Origin of the sequence: Pseudochrobactrum asaccharolyticum, from assembly GCF_003314995.1 — a bacterium.
GTDB lineage: Bacteria > Pseudomonadota > Alphaproteobacteria > Rhizobiales > Rhizobiaceae > Pseudochrobactrum > Pseudochrobactrum asaccharolyticum.
The window spans coordinates 463,262-478,979 of sequence record NZ_QNRH01000002.1; the positions used below are offsets into that span (position 1 = coordinate 463,262).

8 protein-coding genes are annotated in these 15,718 nt (G+C 53.3%); 1 reads left to right on the forward strand and 7 read right to left on the reverse strand.

Annotation, left to right across the window (positions count from 1 at the left end; all coding sequences use genetic code 11):
• Positions 1–29 precede the first annotated feature (29 nt).
• The 7 genes from pncB to DFR47_RS06665 all read right to left on the reverse strand — a co-directional run bounded on the left by pncB (position 30) and on the right by DFR47_RS06665 (position 15,121).
• Positions 30–1,334, reverse strand: coding sequence for a nicotinate phosphoribosyltransferase (gene pncB, locus DFR47_RS06635; RefSeq protein WP_113943596.1), 1,305 nt, complete (start codon positions 1,332–1,334; stop codon positions 30–32).
• A 141-nt stretch (positions 1,335–1,475) separates the two neighbouring features.
• Positions 1,476–10,097: a glycoside hydrolase family 94 protein gene (locus tag DFR47_RS06640; protein ID WP_113943597.1), complete on the reverse strand. Its 8,622-nt coding sequence runs from the start codon at positions 10,095–10,097 to the stop codon at positions 1,476–1,478.
• Between the two features lie 456 nt (positions 10,098–10,553).
• A complete protein-coding gene (locus DFR47_RS06645; RefSeq protein ID WP_113943598.1) occupies positions 10,554–11,594 on the reverse strand; it encodes a sulfate/molybdate ABC transporter ATP-binding protein in 1,041 nt (346 codons plus the stop codon).
• 74 nt (positions 11,595–11,668) lie between these two features.
• Complete coding sequence (gene cysW, locus DFR47_RS06650; RefSeq protein ID WP_113943599.1) at positions 11,669–12,550, reverse strand: sulfate ABC transporter permease subunit CysW; 882 nt, start codon at positions 12,548–12,550, stop codon at positions 11,669–11,671.
• On the reverse strand, positions 12,540–13,457 hold the full coding sequence (gene cysT, locus DFR47_RS06655; RefSeq protein WP_113943600.1) for a sulfate ABC transporter permease subunit CysT: 918 nt from the start codon (positions 13,455–13,457) through the stop codon (positions 12,540–12,542). Before cysT ends, cysW begins: the two co-directional genes overlap by 11 nt.
• A 23-nt stretch (positions 13,458–13,480) precedes the next feature.
• Complete coding sequence (locus DFR47_RS06660; protein WP_113943964.1) at positions 13,481–14,512, reverse strand: sulfate ABC transporter substrate-binding protein; 1,032 nt, start codon at positions 14,510–14,512, stop codon at positions 13,481–13,483.
• Between the two features lie 183 nt (positions 14,513–14,695).
• On the reverse strand, positions 14,696–15,121 hold the full coding sequence (locus DFR47_RS06665; RefSeq protein WP_147245508.1) for a hypothetical protein: 426 nt from the start codon (positions 15,119–15,121) through the stop codon (positions 14,696–14,698).
• Between the two features lie 198 nt (positions 15,122–15,319).
• Here DFR47_RS06665 and DFR47_RS06670 point away from each other — a divergent pair, with 198 nt between their 5' ends.
• Positions 15,320–15,706: an MliC family protein gene (locus DFR47_RS06670; RefSeq protein ID WP_113943602.1), complete on the forward strand. Its 387-nt coding sequence runs from the start codon at positions 15,320–15,322 to the stop codon at positions 15,704–15,706.
• Positions 15,707–15,718 lie beyond the last annotated feature (12 nt).

Below are 15,718 nucleotides of genomic sequence, written 5' to 3' on the forward strand. Positions count from 1 at the left end.
AAAATGGCCTCAGTAATGAGGCCATTTTTTTATACACGCACTTCTTTGGCGACGCGATCTTCACCACCAAAAAACGCAATGTAGCGTTTCACCGCTTCCGGATCGCCGGTGGCTTTTGACGGATTGTCCGAGAGCTTCACCGCCGGACGACCATTAGCGTCAATCACCTTACAGACCAGCGAAATCGCATCCAGACCGGATACATGCTGCGGTGCACAACCGGTGAAATCATTGGTGAGATTGGTACCCCAACCGAAGCTCATCCGCACACGGCCTTCAAAGTGGCGATAGGTCTCCTCGATTGTATCGACATCCAGTGCATCGGAGAAAATCAGTAACTTTTCACGCGGGTCTTTGCCTTTGGCCTTCCACCATTCGATAATCCGCTCCCCGCCCTCAATCGGCGGCGAGCTGTCAGGGCGGAAACCTGTCCAGTCGGCAACCCAGTCTGGTGCATCGCGCAGGAATGCTGTCGTGCCGAAAGCATCAGGCAGGACGATCAAAAGATTGCCACCATAATAACGGTTCCAGTCCTGCAATACGCGATAAGGTGCCGAGCGCAGTTCTTCATCCGTATCGGCCATAGCCGCCAGCACCATCGGCAATTCATGGGCATTGGTGCCGAGCGCTTCCAGATCAGTATCCATCGCCAGAAGCACATTGCTGGTGCCGGTGAAAGCATCACCGATACCTTCTTTCAGCGCTTCCACACACCAGCGCTGCCAAAGGAACGAATGGCGGCGGCGGGTACCGAAATCAGAGATTTTCAAATCCGGCAATTGACGCAGGCGATCAACCTTGCCCCACATTTTGGCCTTGGCGCGGGCATACAGCACATCCAGCGCGAAAGGCCCGAGTGATTTCATTGCCGCACGGGAACGCAGCTCATTGATAATCGCCAGTGCAGGGATTTCCCACATTGTCGTATGCGTCCAAGGCCCGTGGAAATGCAGTTCATATTGTCCGTCGCGCCGTGTCAGCTCATATTCCGGCAACTGGAATGTGCTGAGCCATTGCAAAAACTCCGGCGTGAAAATCTGTTTGCGGCCATAGAAATTATTACCGGCCAGCCAGATCATTTCTTTTTTGGTCATCCGCAGAGAGCGGGCATGGTCAAGTTGCGCACGCAATTCGCCTTCATCAATCTCATCCGCCAATCGCACAGTTTTAGAGCGATTGATCAGTGAGAAAGTGGCATTCACCTGCGGATAAAGTCCCCAGATCATTTGCAGCATCAGCAGCTTATAGAAATCCGTATCCAGCAAACTGCGGACAATCGGATCCAGCTTCCACGTATGGTTATAAACGCGCTGCGCAATATCTGTTCTGGTCATGCCAGATATCCTTATACCAGCTCAGTCAAGATTAAACTCAGCCTGAGCATTATTTGATTTGCTGACCATAAGCAGAATTCAGCAAAAATAAAGGGCGATGATTGCTCACCGCCCTTTATTTAAAGTTCTGTCTGATCTGACTTATTTCAGCTCAAGCACAATTTCGTGCTGTCCCTCCGTTGCCAGGACAATACCGACATCGCGTTTCTTCACCGCTTTACCATCGACTTTCAAACTGTCCCGACCGGCTTTATTGCGCACTGTGATTTTATACAGTGCCTCACCGTGGCGATAATGCAGCTCGAAACCATCCCAGTCTGACGGTAATACCGGATTGAGGAACAGGGCATTGCCGCGCTTGCTCAAACCGAGAATACCTTCTGTTGCTACACGATAGAACCAGCCGGCAGAACCGGTATACCATGTCCAGCCGCCCTGACCGCGACGTGGCTCAACGGAATAAATATCCGCTGCAATCACATAAGGCTCAACACGATAGGTCTCAGGATTTTCACCGTGATGCACCGGATTAATCAGTGAGAACAGCTTGTAAGCCTCATCACCACGACCGAGTTTGGTCAGAGCCATAATCGCCCATGTGGCACCATGGGTATATTGCCCACCATTCTCACGCACACCGCGCGGATAGCCTTTGATATAACCCGGCTCATGTTCGGTCTTGTCAAATGGCGGGGTGAACAGGCGCAGCAGGCCGCCCTCTTCATCCAGCAAATGCTTTTCAAGTGAAGCCATGGCTTGGGTCGCACGCTGAGGATCAGCCACACCGGACAACACAGCCCAGCTCTGGGCAATCGCATCAATCTGACATTCGTCACTCAGGTGAGAACCAAGCGGTGCACCGTCATCGAAATAACCGCGACGATACCATTCACCGTCCCAGCCATGCTCTTCCAATGCCTTGTTCAGAGCATCCAGATGGTTCTGCATGGCTTCCGCACGGCTCGTATCACCACGCGTAACGCTCAGCGGAATAAACTGCTGCAATGTATAGCTCAGGAACCAGCCGAGCCAGACGCTCTCGCCTTTGCCTTCAACGCCAACAAGGTTCATACCGTCATTCCAGTCGCCGCCGAGGATCAACGGCAGACCGTGCTGGCCGGTGCGTTGCATGGCCAGTTCCAGCCCTTTCACGCAATGCTCATAGACCGTGTCGGTTTTGTCCGAGACCTCCGGCTGATAGAAAGCGTCATGTTCGTCCTCGCCCAGCGCACGGCCTTGCAGATAAGCAACTTCCTCATCAAGCACCGCCAGATCGCCGGTCACCTGGGTATAGAGCGTTGCCGCATAGGACAGCCAAACCACATCATCGGAAATCAGTGTACGTACGCCTGCCCCCGTCACCGGCAGCCACCAATGCTGCACATCGCCTTCCGCAAACTGACGACCGGCAACATTGAGCAACTGCTTGCGCGCCAAAAGCGGATCAAGCATCAGCAGCGACAGCGTATCCTGCAACTGATCGCGGAAACCATAGGCGCCGCTGGCCTGATAGAAAGCAGCACGTGCCAGAATACGCGAAGCCATACTCTGATAAGGCAGCCAGCGATTGACCATGAGGTCGAAAGAGCGATCCGGCGTTTTCACCTGCAATGGCGCAGTAAAATCCTGCCATTGCTCAGAAGTGCGCACCAAAAGATCATCCATATCCAGACCACGACCATAGGTGATCAGCCCCTGTGCCGCCTCTTCATCTTTGGCGTTACCAAGAATGAAGAGAATGTCTTTGCTCTGCCCTGCACTCAGTTCCAGATCATAGCTCAAAGCCGCGCAAGGATCGCGTCCGGCCTCGACCGTACCTGATAGGGATTTACCCTGCATCACACAATCAGGTTCTGTCACAGAACCTGTGGCACCGATAAACTCCTGACGATCAGAGGTCACTGATACCGGCAGAATATTGGCTGTCAGGAAAGCGACCTGACCTGCTTTGTCGGTGTGATAAGGATTGCGGACAAAGAGCGCACCCAATTCCTCGTCAAAACGCGGCACAATATAAGCGGCGTTTTTGGCACGGACATTGCCCAGTACCCATTCCGCATAATTATACAACCGCAGACGTTTCATTGACTGGCCGCGATTGACAAGACGCAGACGTGTCAGACGTACCGGTTTGTCCGGATCAACCGCCATTGTCAGTTCACAGAGTACATCGCCATGTTTAGACGTGAACGTGCTGAAGCCCTGACCGTGATGTGCTTCATAGGTTACTTCCACATCGCGAATGACATTGGCCGTCGGAGCGAAGACCTTGCCGCTGTCACGATCCGCAATATAAAGCGCCTCACCCGGAAGGTTGGAAACCGGATCATTCGACCATGGGGTCAGCTGATAATCACGGCTGTTACCGCTCCATGTGAAAGCGGAACCTTCCGCTGAAACATGGAAACCGAACTCCGCATTGGCAATCACATTGATCCACGGATGCGGCGTTGTGCGGTCACCATTGAGACGCACAACATAATTGCCACTCGTATCAAAACCGCCATAGCTGTTCCAGAATTCCAGCCCGTCACCGGAAACCTGCTTGTCCGCTTTGAGCTGACGCGGTGCCACCCCCGGAAGCTTGACGACCTGCTCGTCATCTGTTTCTAAGGCGCGACGACGGCTCAGGCGCGGATCTGTGCTTTCAAGCTTGGTTTCCTTACGGCTTGCCAGATCAACCGAAATTTCCTGAATACGCTTGAGCTGTTCGGCCAGAGAACCGTTTTGTGCATGCATTACAATGCGTGCAGCGGCCAGCAGCGTATTATAGGACGCCTCGCTCATCTGATCACGACGTACAGTGAAGATATGCTGTTTTTGTCCCTGATGCTGCGAACGGACACGGAAGCTTTCCGTCAGCCATTCAACGGCACGCTGGGTATCCTGCGCATAGGAGAACGCCCGCTCATTGACCACAACCACATCAACGGTGAGACCTTTTTCACGCCAGTATTCCTGCGCTTTCAGCACACCACGCAGCACTTCAAGATCGGCTTCATTGTCAATCCGCAGCACGAAAATCGGATCATCGCCGGAAATCGACAATGGCCAGAGATCAGACTGCGCACCAAGACCAGCAGCAATCACTTCTGACGGCTGGCGCAAAGCTCGATCCGGATAGATCAGATAGGCAGCGGTTTTCTGGTAATCTGTCGCCTCAGCCGGTTTGATGCCGACGTGATGCAAACGCACCTGCGAACGTGTCCATGACAGCGTGTATTCGCGCGCGAAAGCCTCAGGGTAACGCAGAACTGCCGCTTTTTCTTCCAGATAAGAGCGCGAACCGCCTGCCAGTGTCCAGAATACCAGCGACACTTTTTTATGCGCCGGAACACGGACACGGGTACGCAACGAGGCAACCGGATCAAGCACTGTGCCCTGACTGCCGGTAAACTTCATCTCCGGATCGAAAGCTGCCGGATTACGCAAAGTACGGCCACGGCCGATAAAGACGCGGCGGTCGGTTTCCGCTTCCGTCTCACGCACTGCACCCGACAAATCGGTCACGAAATGCGCCACATGCACTTCCGTGTCTGACGGTGCGCGTTTGCGCCGCTTGGCATAAATCGTGGTGCCGTCCGGTGCGATTTCCGTTTCAACAAACATCTTGGCGAAAGCCGGATGTGCATCATCCGTATCCGGATTATTCAGCACCAGTTCCGCATAGGATGTGACCTCGATTACACGGTCGCGCGTGCTGGTATTGATAATATCAATCCGGCGTCCTTCGCCATCGGCATCGGTGGTGACAATGGTTTCCACCACAGTTTTGATATCGCCGGAAGTTTTGTAGAACTCAGCCTTATCTTCCGTGAACACCGTCTTTGTCTCTGTTTCCAGATGACGCGACGGCTCACCGGTTGCCGACCACCAGCGCCCGCTCTCGACATCACGCAGGAACAGGAAGCTGCCCTGCATCCCTTCCGATGCATCCGGCTGGAAGCGGGTAATCGCCAGATCATGCCAGCGGCTGTAACCATTACCGGCAGCCGTCAGCATCAGCGAATACTGGCCATTGGACATCAGATGCACACTGCGCGGTGCCTTCAGCGGCTCTTCGATAATGCGCATCGGCGCTTCATCAAAGGCACCACTGTCCACGCGCATCGGATTTTCCGTCTTGGCATAAACCATCGGAATTTCACGCGGTGCTTTTTCCTGCAACAGCAGTTCAGCCGCTTCAATCACCGGATCAGAGTGGAAACGGCTGCGCATACGACCGTCAAAAATCACATTATTGACCGCGATAATCGACATGCCATGGTGATGCGCATAATAGTTTTTCACCACAGCGCATTTTTCACCTTCGCGCACACGAGACGGGGTGAAATCCACGGCATCGTGGAAGCCGTAGCGTCCCAAAGCGCCAAGCTTCTGCAAGGTCTTCAGGTTAGAAACCGCATCAGCCGGACGATATTGCGAAGCCAAAAGGCTCGCATAAGGCGCGATCACTGCATTGCGTGACAGACCGCGCTGCAGACCCAGTTTCGGCACACCGAAATTGGAATATTGATAATTCATCTGCGGATCGCGGGCATTATAGGCCGCTTCCGATATGCCCCAAGGCAAGCCGCGCGAGGTCGCATATTCGATCTGACGCTGCACAACCAGCTTGTTGGTCTGATCGAGAAGCGAGCCAAGCGGTTCGTTCATCACCAATGGCGGCATCAGATATTCAAACATCGAGCCTGACCAGGACAGCAGAGCGCCTTTCCAGCCAACCGGCACCAGCAGACGGCCAAGTTTGAACCAATGTTCTACCGGCACATCGCCCTTGGCAATGGCAAACAGGCTGGCAAGACGGGCTTCCGAAGCCAGAAGATCGTAGCAGCTCTCATCCAGTTCGTTTTCCTGAACGCGGAAACCGATCGACAGCAAACGGCGTTCTTTGCGCTCAAGGAAACCGAATTCCATATCGAAGGCCAGCTGGCGGGCGCGGCTGGCAAGGCTCTGCAACTGCAGACGCAGTTCCTCAGCATTATGCTCGCCGATCGCATCATCCGTATGGGCTTTACAGGTTTCGACCAGTGTACGCGCCCATTCCAGCGCTTCCTGCGACTGAGTGGTTTCCAGCTCGCCATCCAGTTCCAGCGCCAGCTTTTCAATATCCTTGGCGAAGAGCGAAATATTGATAGTGCGGAAGGATGCTGTCTCCGGTTCTTCGCGGAAAGAGCGCACGGCACGGCGGAAATTGGCAATCCGTTCTTCCAAGCGGCGACGCAGTGGTCGCAGAATACGGCGATCATCCGGAATGGCAGCAATTGCCTCTTCCAGAATGTCGTTAACGTCGAGAATGCCTTCAAAATCGCCCTGCAAATAGACGGATGGTGCCTGCGCCCATTCTTCCAAAGCCGAAGACAGTGTAACCAGATGACCGGCCAGATTGCCGCTATCCACCGCCGATACATAAAGCGGCTGCAATGGTTTCAGCGTATCAGTCTCATACCAATTATAAAGATGGCCGCGGAATTTCTCCATCTTCTCCATCGTATCCAGCGTCAGGCCGATACGGGTCAGCGTATCGTTGAAGCTGATCCAGCCGAAATCACGGGCAGAAATGATGGAGAGGAAATAGACACCGATATTGGTCGGGGATGTACGCATCGCCACAATACCCACCGGATCTTCCTGATAGTTGTCCGGCGGCAGATGGTTGCCTTCCTCATTGGTAAAGGCTTCGAAATAGCGCCATGTACGGCGGGCATAGCGGCGCAGATCGCCTTTATCGCTGGAGCGGACTTCCAGCGTATCTTGCGGTTTGGCCGAGCGGCTCACTGCCCATGCAATCCACGGCGAGGCAATCCAGATCACGGCAAAAGGCACAGCAATCAGCACCGCTTTGCTGCCAAACAATACCGGCGCCAAGAAAGCCAATGCGCCGATAAGCAGCGACGGCCACATCAGGCGCACATAGAAATCCAGCGTATCAGAAGATTTCATCTGCGCGGCTGCACGCCATGCCAGAAGATAGCGGCGCGAGACAAACAGACGGTAGAAGGTGCGGACAATCGCATCGCCCATCAGCGTCGCGCTATGAGCAATGAAACTCAAACGCAGCGCCATATCCGCAAAAGCCAGCGTCACATCGGTAAGAACCGACTGGGCATGGCCTTTCAGCGAATAGTCCATATTCACCGGAATAAGATTGGTGACGATACCGAAAATCATCGGCACGAACATCGCCAAAATCAGGAACAGCTGCCAGATGGTGGCAACTCCGAACGGTAGCAAACACCAGCCGGCAAAAGATGCAATCACCCACATAATCGGGTTGAGCGAACGGCGCAGGTTATCGGCCATTTTCCAGCGGGTGACATTGCTGACACCTTTGCCGGTTGAAAACAGGAATGGCAGCAACTGCCAGTCACCACGCGCCCAGCGGTGATGACGGGAAATATCGACATTATAGCCGGTCGGGTAATCTTCCACGACCTCGACATCGCTGGCAAGCGCACAACGGGCATAGCCGCCTTCGAGCAGATCGTGGCTGAGAACTGTATTTTCCTCAATCTTGCCCTGCATCACCCGTTCAAAGGCATCCACATCATAGAGACCTTTACCGGTGAAAGTACCTTCACCCAGCAAGTCCTGATAAACATCGGAAACCGCAAAGACGTAAGGATCAATACCGCGATTGGCGGAGAAGACGCGCTGCAGGAATGATGCGTCATCGCCGGTGGTCAGCGATGGGGTCACGCGCGGCTGCAAAATACCGTAACCGCTGGTAATACGACCGGTTTTCTCATCAAAGACCGGATGATTGAGCGGATGCGACAGCTTACCGACCAGATTGGTCACCGATTGCGGTGTCAGACGGGTGTCAGAATCCAGTGTCATCACATAGCGGATATCGCGCGGCAGCGGCACATCCGTCGGGAAAAAACTGGTATCATGATCGCCGCGCAGCAGCAGGTTCAGCTCATGCAGCTTACCGCGCTTGCGCTCCCAGCCCATCCAGCTTCCCTGTGACGGATTGTAAAGACGGCGACGATGCAGGAAGAAGAAACGCGCTGCGCCTTCACCCGCATAATGCGCATTGAGCCGGGCTACTTCCTCGCGGGCATAGTCCAGCACTTCCATATCGGCAGGCGTGACTTCAACATTGCTGTCTGTCCAGTCACTGACAATCGCAAAATAGACCTCGCCCCGCGGATTGGTCAGATAATGCACTTCGAGATTACGGATATGTTCATCCACGCTGTCGCGTGAATTGATCAGTGTCGGAACCGCCACCAGTGTGCGTGCATCAGCAGGCAGACCATCGCGATATTCATAACCGACCAGACGGTTCGGCTGCACGAACCACGGCACCAGCGAGTTGAACAGGCCAAGCGATGCTTCATAAGCAGGGAAAAGCGCGAGAATGGTGAAGAGCAGCTGTTCGCTCTCATTAAAGCCGATACGCCCCATGCAGATATAGATCAGTGCCAGCAGACCAATGGTCATTGCCCAGACCGGTACGGCAATGCCCAGCAATCCAAGACCGCGATACCAGCGCAGCAGACGGGTCGACAACGGCGGTTTATAACCGCAAACCTGTTCCAGTTCCGTGCGGGCGTTACCGCTCAGATAATAGGCAATGGCACCGCTCTGCTCACGCTCGGTGATTTTATGCTCACGCACGGATTTTTCACGGGCAAGCTTCAGTGCCGTATTGGTCACCTCAATTTCCGTCATCAGGGAATTGCGGGCGATCTTTTCAATGGTCACGCGATAGCTGTTACGCGAGGCGAAATCGAGATCTTCGAAATCGCTGTTCTCGCGCAGGATCGCATCCATAATGCTGACGGTTTCAACCCATGAGGTCCAGTCCACATCATCAATGGTTTTGAGCGAGCGGATAATATTACCCATAGTCATGCCACCGGTGGACTGGCGGGCATGTTCCTCAACGATGACCTCTTCAACATCGTGGCCGCTTGCTTCAAGCTGCGCTTCGAGCCACTCGATAGCAGGGCCTGTCGCGGTTGAAGAGCTGCGCAAACGATAGAGCAGATGGGTGGCGAAAGTGCCGTCCCGTGCCGGTTCGCTATATTCTGTCAGAATGGACTGCAGCTCTTCCGGTGAAGAGGTCACGACAATCTTATCAGCCACACGATTGGCGAAGTTGCGCATCGCACGGGCGCGCTCAACACGCAGCGCCAAACGGCGGGCATTCTCCACCAGCATGAAGCGGATAACTGACGGCAGCGCCCATAATTCACCGATACGCAGCGGCTCCACACTCTGGAAACCGTCGATCAGTGCTTTCAGGCTTTTCAGTGAGAAATTGCTGTCGCTATGCGCAACATAGAGCCATGCCAGTGCGAAAACCCGTGGCAGACTTTGTGCCTTCTCTTCCTTAGCGGCGTTTTGGGCTGTGGCACCATCCGGATGAATATTGGCAGCCAGCGGCAGCTGGCGCAAAAATTTGTCAGGCAAATCGCGGCGTGTCTGCTGCATGCTTTTATCGACAACGTAATAATTGTCGAGCAGCCACTGAGCAGCGGGGGTGATGGTCTCGCCATTGCGTGACGCTGCATCGGAGGAGCGATAAGCATGCAGGATCAGCCCGGCATTTTCTGCCAGTCGTTTGTTAAAATCAAAAACCTCATAATCAGGCAGGCGCACGGCTTCATTGCGAGCCAGCGCCGCAGCGAGCAGCTGTAATTCTTCAGGTGTTTTATAATGCCCCCTGATTGGCAAAGGCAGCACCGGCAAAAGACGGTCAGCAGCAGGGCGGGAAAACAACGACGAAAGAGAGAAAGACAAAGCCGGCATATGCCTTTTACAGCCTTTTATAAGATTTAAGTTCCGCTACGGACAGTCAGATTGTTCAAGCCCGCAAACACATGCTTCAGATCGCGTGAATTGCATGAGGATTCACGTATAATCGTTGGTGTTAAACAGTTATGACCAAATTACGTCCGCAGCTCATGCCATGATCGAATTTGGTGAAATCGCAAAGCACAAATCATGGCTGATTTTAACTTTACGTTATAAAAATCAACGGACTACCCTCTGCAATTTGCACTCAGGAATTGCGCGAGCCCGAGCAAAGCGGGTGCAGCACGCTTTGATATAATGTCAGAGGGTGAAAAAAGTTGCCTGACCGCACTTTAAACGGATTAAATTATTTTGAAAGTCCTGCCCCATAATAAAGTAAAACACCGGATATCCGGCCTCAAATTCAGGCTCACATCCGGCGCTCAACAGAATCATTTTCTGAACTGATTTTCAGCTTTCAGATGCAAAAACACGCCAGTATTTTGGCCGGAAGGCCAGACGGTTGCCGGTGACTGCCTCGTTCTCTGCGGGAATTTCAATCTCGACAATTTCACGATTGCCGCCGACTTCCAGCTCGACGCGACGCTTGGCTCCCACACGACGCGTGGCCGTGACGACACCGGCAATACAGCCGCCGCATCCGTCAACCAGCTCCACGTCATGTGGCCGGAAATACAAAATGGCATCGCCATCCGCCTGATCGGTTTTCAATCCCAGCGCACGATCAGCAAGCCACACTGCGCCTTGTTCAACGCGCACATTCAAGCGGCTGGATTCCCCGATAAAGCCATAGACAAAAGCCGAGTTCGGATTGTCATAAATTGCGTCCGGTGTCCCCACCTGCTCGATGCGCCCCTGGCTCATCACCACCACACGGTCAGCCAGTTCCAAGGCCTCATCCTGATCATGCGTTACGAAGACTGTCGTATGACCGGTGCTATCGTGGATCTCACGCAACCATTTGCGCAGCTCTTTACGCACCTGAGCATCCAGCGCACCAAAAGGCTCGTCCAGCAGCAGCACATTCGGCTCAATCGCCATAGCACGTGCCAAAGCCACACGCTGACGCTGGCCGCCGGAGAGCTGTGCCGGATAGCGGTTTTCCAGCCCTTGCAACTGCACCAGATTAAGCAGATCAACCGCACGCTTATGAATATCCGTTTTGGACGGGCGCGTTGTTCGCGGGCGCACTTTCAGCCCGAAACCGACATTCTGCGCCAGAGTCATATGACGAAACAAAGCATAATGCTGGAATACAAAACCAACATTGCGTTCCTGCACGGTTTTATGCGAGGCATCCTCATCACCGAAATAGACGGTACCCTCTGTCGGACTTTCCAGCCCTGCGATCAGTCGCAATAATGTGGTCTTACCCGAGCCGGAAGGCCCGAGCAAAGCAATCAGCTCGCCCGAATGAATATCAAGCGAAACGTTGTGCAGCGCCGGAAACTGCTCAAACTCCTTGCGCACCTCAACAACGCGTACTTCCATTCTCAATCCTTTCAGGCACCCTCATGCCAGTGCAATGCAAATTAAGTTCTGTAATACGTTTCGCGCATTACATATCAGACCCCGTCATGCGCAAAGCGCATTTCCAGTACAGTTTTCAAAACAAGTGTAATTAGTGCCAGTCCGGCCAGCAGTGATGCCACCGCAAAGGCCGCTACGATATTCTCGCTATACATCATCTCCACATGCAGCGGCATTGTCGTAGTCAGACCGCGAATACGGCCAGAGACAACGGCAACCGCACCGAATTCTCCCATAGCGCGCGCATTACACAGCAGCACACCATAGAGCAGCCCCCAGCGGATATTGGGCAATGTCACATAGAGAAAGGTTTTCCAGCCGCTGGCACCCAATGACAATGCGGCTTCTTCATCGCCGGTGCCCTGCTCCTGCATCAGCGGGATCAGCTCGCGGGCAACAAATGGAAAAGTCACAAAGATCGTCGCCAGCACAATGCCGGGCACGGCGAATAATATCTGGATATTATAGGATTGCAGCCATGGCCCGAGCAGACTGTTGCCACCGAACAGCAATACAAACACCAATCCCGAAATCACCGGTGATACCGAGAACGGCAGATCAATCAGCGTGATGAGAAAGGTCTTGCCGCGAAACTCGAATTTGGCAATCGCCCATGAGGCGGCAATACCGAACACCATATTCAAAGGCACCGCAATTGCAGCCACCAGCAAGGTCAGTCGAATGGCCGAAAGCGCATCAGGATCGCTGAGTGCAGCCCAATAGGCATCCGTGCCTTTGCTGAAAGCTTGCGTAAAAATTACAATCAGCGGCAGCACGATAAATAAGATCATAAATAACAGGCCGGTTGCGGTCAGCAACCAACGCACAGCCGGTGTCTCGGTGACAGCTGACTGGCTCTGCCCCGTCGCGGCACCTTTCAGACGGCGGGAGAATAATTTACCGGCACTAGCTGCCATAGCCATATCTCCTGCGTGTTCGTGTCTGGATGAGATTGACAATCAGCAACATCACAAAGGAAATCAGCATCATCACTGTGGCCAGCACTGTGGCAGCGGAATAATCAAATTCTTCCAGCTTGATGAAAATCAGCAATGGTGCGATTTCTGTCGAATAGGGCCGGTTACCGGCGATAAAAATCACCGAGCCATATTCCCCGACCGCACGGGCAAAGGCCAGTGAAAAACCGGTCAGGATAGCCGGTTGCAAGCCCGGTAACAGCACACGAAATACCGTCTGAAAGCGGCTAGCTCCCAGCGTTGCCGCCGCCTCTTCCTGTTCACGGCTGATTTCTTCAATCACCGGCTGAATGGTGCGTACCACAAAAGGCAGTCCGATAAAGACCAGCGCCACAACGATACCGGCCTGCGTGAAAGCAATACGAATATCCAGCGGCATCAGCCACGACCCGATCCAGCCTTTCGGTGCATAAAGCGCCGTCAGCGCAATACCGGCAACGGCAGTCGGCAATGCAAATGGCAAATCTACCATCGCATCAACCAGACGCCTGCCCGGAAAGCGGTAACGCACCAGCACCCATGCAACAATGCCGCCAAAGACCACATTGATCAAAGCCGCCAAAATCGCGCTGAAGAAGCTGACCTGTAAGGCGCTGACCAGTCGCGGATCGGTCGCCAGCTGCCAGAAGCGTGCAGGCCCTACCCCTACCGCATACAACATCAGCACCATCAGCGGAATCAGGATCAGCAGCGACAGATAGGCCACGCTGAAACCCAGTGTCAGCCCGAAGCCCGGAAGAATAGTCGGCTTGCGCCATGCCGCAAAAAATGACGGCTTGTTCTGCCGGATTTTAACCGGCAGAGGTTTGGCTTGCTGATTATTTTGTCCTGCGGATGGTTTTGTCATTGGCGCTACCATGAAAAACAGGATTATTTCGACGGTTTATAGATCTGATCGAATGTACCGCCATCGCCGAAATGGGCAGGCTGTGCTTTTGCCCATCCGCCAAAGAGCGGATCATCAATGGTAAGCAGTTTCACTTCTTTCAGCCAGCTGCGATCAGCCTCTGATACCAGTTCCGGCTTGGACGGGCGATAAAAATGCTTGGCAGCAATCTTCTGCCCCTCTTCGGAATAGAGATAGGTCAGATAGGCTTCCGCCAGTTTGCGCGTGCCTTTGGCATCCACATTCTTGTCCACCACAGCTACCGGCGGTTCTGCCAGAATGGACTGCGGCGGCACAACAATATCAAAGGCATCCGGACCGAATTCCGCAACCGACAGATAGGCTTCATTCTCCCATGCCAGCAGCACATCACCCAACTGGCGCTGTACAAAGCTGGTGGTTGCCCCGCGTGCGCCGGTATCCAGCACCGGCACATGGGTGAAGAGCTCTGTCATATAGTTTTTGACTTTGGCCTCATCGCCGCCAAATTCATTATAAGCCCAGCCCCACGCAGCCAGATAATTCCAGCGCGCACCACCGGACGTTTTCGGGTTCGGTGTAATCACCTCTACCCCGTCTTTAATCAGGTCGCCCCAGTTCTGGATGCCTTTCGGATTGCCTTTCCTGGTAAGGAAGACAATCGTAGATGTATAAGGCGCGGAATTATTCGGAAACTTCTGCCGCCAGTCTGCATTGATCTTGCCGGTCTTTTCAACAATGGCATCAATATCGCTCTGCAATGCCAGCGTGACAACATCCGCAGGAATACCGTCAATGACAGAACGCGCCTGCGCACCGGAACCGCCATGGGATGCACGTAGAGTGACATCCTCACCGGTTTCAGCCTTCCAGTGTTTGGCGAAAGCATCATTATAATCTTTGAATAATTCCCGTGTCGGATCGTAGGAAACATTCAGCAATGTCTGTGCAGCTTGTGCCTGCACAGACCCCTGCACGGATATGGAAACCGCTGATACAACCACCAGCGCAGCAAAGGCAGAAAAGCTATTTCGCATCTGTATCATTATGGCCTCCGTTTCATGTTCATCAACAAACTAACAGAGCCGGAACGGATAAGGATGCTACAAGAACCTCAATACACCGTCCTGACGGAAATAATCTTCCTCATGCACGACTATTGTAAAATATAAATTCGTCTTTGCCAAAGGCAACTATGAAGAGGCCGTTTTTATAACCGCCTAAAACGCCATTCGAGGACTACGCAGGCTGCATTTATAACGCACCTCATAATAAGGATCGACCACCAGCGTTACATCGCGGGTTTCGCAGCGCTTACCCGTAGACTTCAGATATTCTTCCGCTACATCACGGAAAACCACCGGCGGCGTTACGCCAAGCCCCGAGCCGGTGGAGAAGCCTTTAACAAAATTCTGTGTCGCACTGCCTGCAAGGCCGGGACCGATCAGCAACCGGCTTTCTTTCTGATTATCAACAATCCGGTAATTGGTGCCGCTGGTGCCGACAAACTCAACAGATGGCAGCCCCTGATATTTGGCTTGAACATAATTCACACCGGCACAGCCGGAAAGCACCAGAACAGCAAGCAATCCGATGCGCCGCACAGGCACCTTTACCAGATGACGAAATGTAGAAATGTTTTTCATCACGCGGGACATATCCTTTTGTGAACGCCCATTACCGATAGTCTGACGATTGCTATAAACTATCTTATTTATGCCTGATATGGTTTTTATAAGACGCGCTAACATACTGTCTGAATGTCACTTTCCGGACAAATCCGGCGCCGGTCAGTCAGCACGCATCGCACGCCTTCTACAGGATATAAACAAAAGGATAAACTGATGTTGAAAACAGCTCTCTCCACTCTTGCTGCTGGTTTTGTTTTGGCCGCTTTTGCAGGCGGTGCCAATGCGCAGGACAGTGCTGAACAACCGCTGACCAAAGTATCCTATCTCTGCCAGCGCAATGTCGATCTGGATGTTGTTTATATTAATGGCCTGAAGAACGATGATTCCGCTGCTGTGCTTTCGACCGAAGGCAAGCTGGTACCGATGCGGATTTCAACCAGCGGTTCCGGTGCACTTTATGTGGCGATTGATGAGCAGGACAGCTATCGCTGGCACACCAAAGGCAATGAAGGCACGCTGACATTTCTGGAAGCCGATGACAGTGCCAAGGAAATGACCGTTCTGCAGAATTGCGTCGCCAAGGAACAGACTGCCGAATAAATTGCATCGCAT

Coding starts and splice junctions, on each gene's coding strand:
- DFR47_RS06660 (WP_113943964.1), bottom strand. CDS start 14,512: ATGCGAAATAGCTTTTCTGCCTTTGCTGCGCTGGTGGTTGTATCAGCG.
- DFR47_RS06640 (WP_113943597.1), bottom strand. CDS start 10,097: ATGCCGGCTTTGTCTTTCTCTCTTTCGTCGTTGTTTTCCCGCCCTGCT.
- DFR47_RS06670 (WP_113943602.1), top strand. CDS start 15,320: ATGTTGAAAACAGCTCTCTCCACTCTTGCTGCTGGTTTTGTTTTGGCC.
- cysT (WP_113943600.1), bottom strand. CDS start 13,457: ATGACAAAACCATCCGCAGGACAAAATAATCAGCAAGCCAAACCTCTG.
- DFR47_RS06665 (WP_147245508.1), bottom strand. CDS start 15,121: ATGAAAAACATTTCTACATTTCGTCATCTGGTAAAGGTGCCTGTGCGG.
- pncB (WP_113943596.1), bottom strand. CDS start 1,334: ATGACCAGAACAGATATTGCGCAGCGCGTTTATAACCATACGTGGAAG.
- cysW (WP_113943599.1), bottom strand. CDS start 12,550: ATGGCAGCTAGTGCCGGTAAATTATTCTCCCGCCGTCTGAAAGGTGCC.
- DFR47_RS06645 (WP_113943598.1), bottom strand. CDS start 11,594: ATGGAAGTACGCGTTGTTGAGGTGCGCAAGGAGTTTGAGCAGTTTCCG.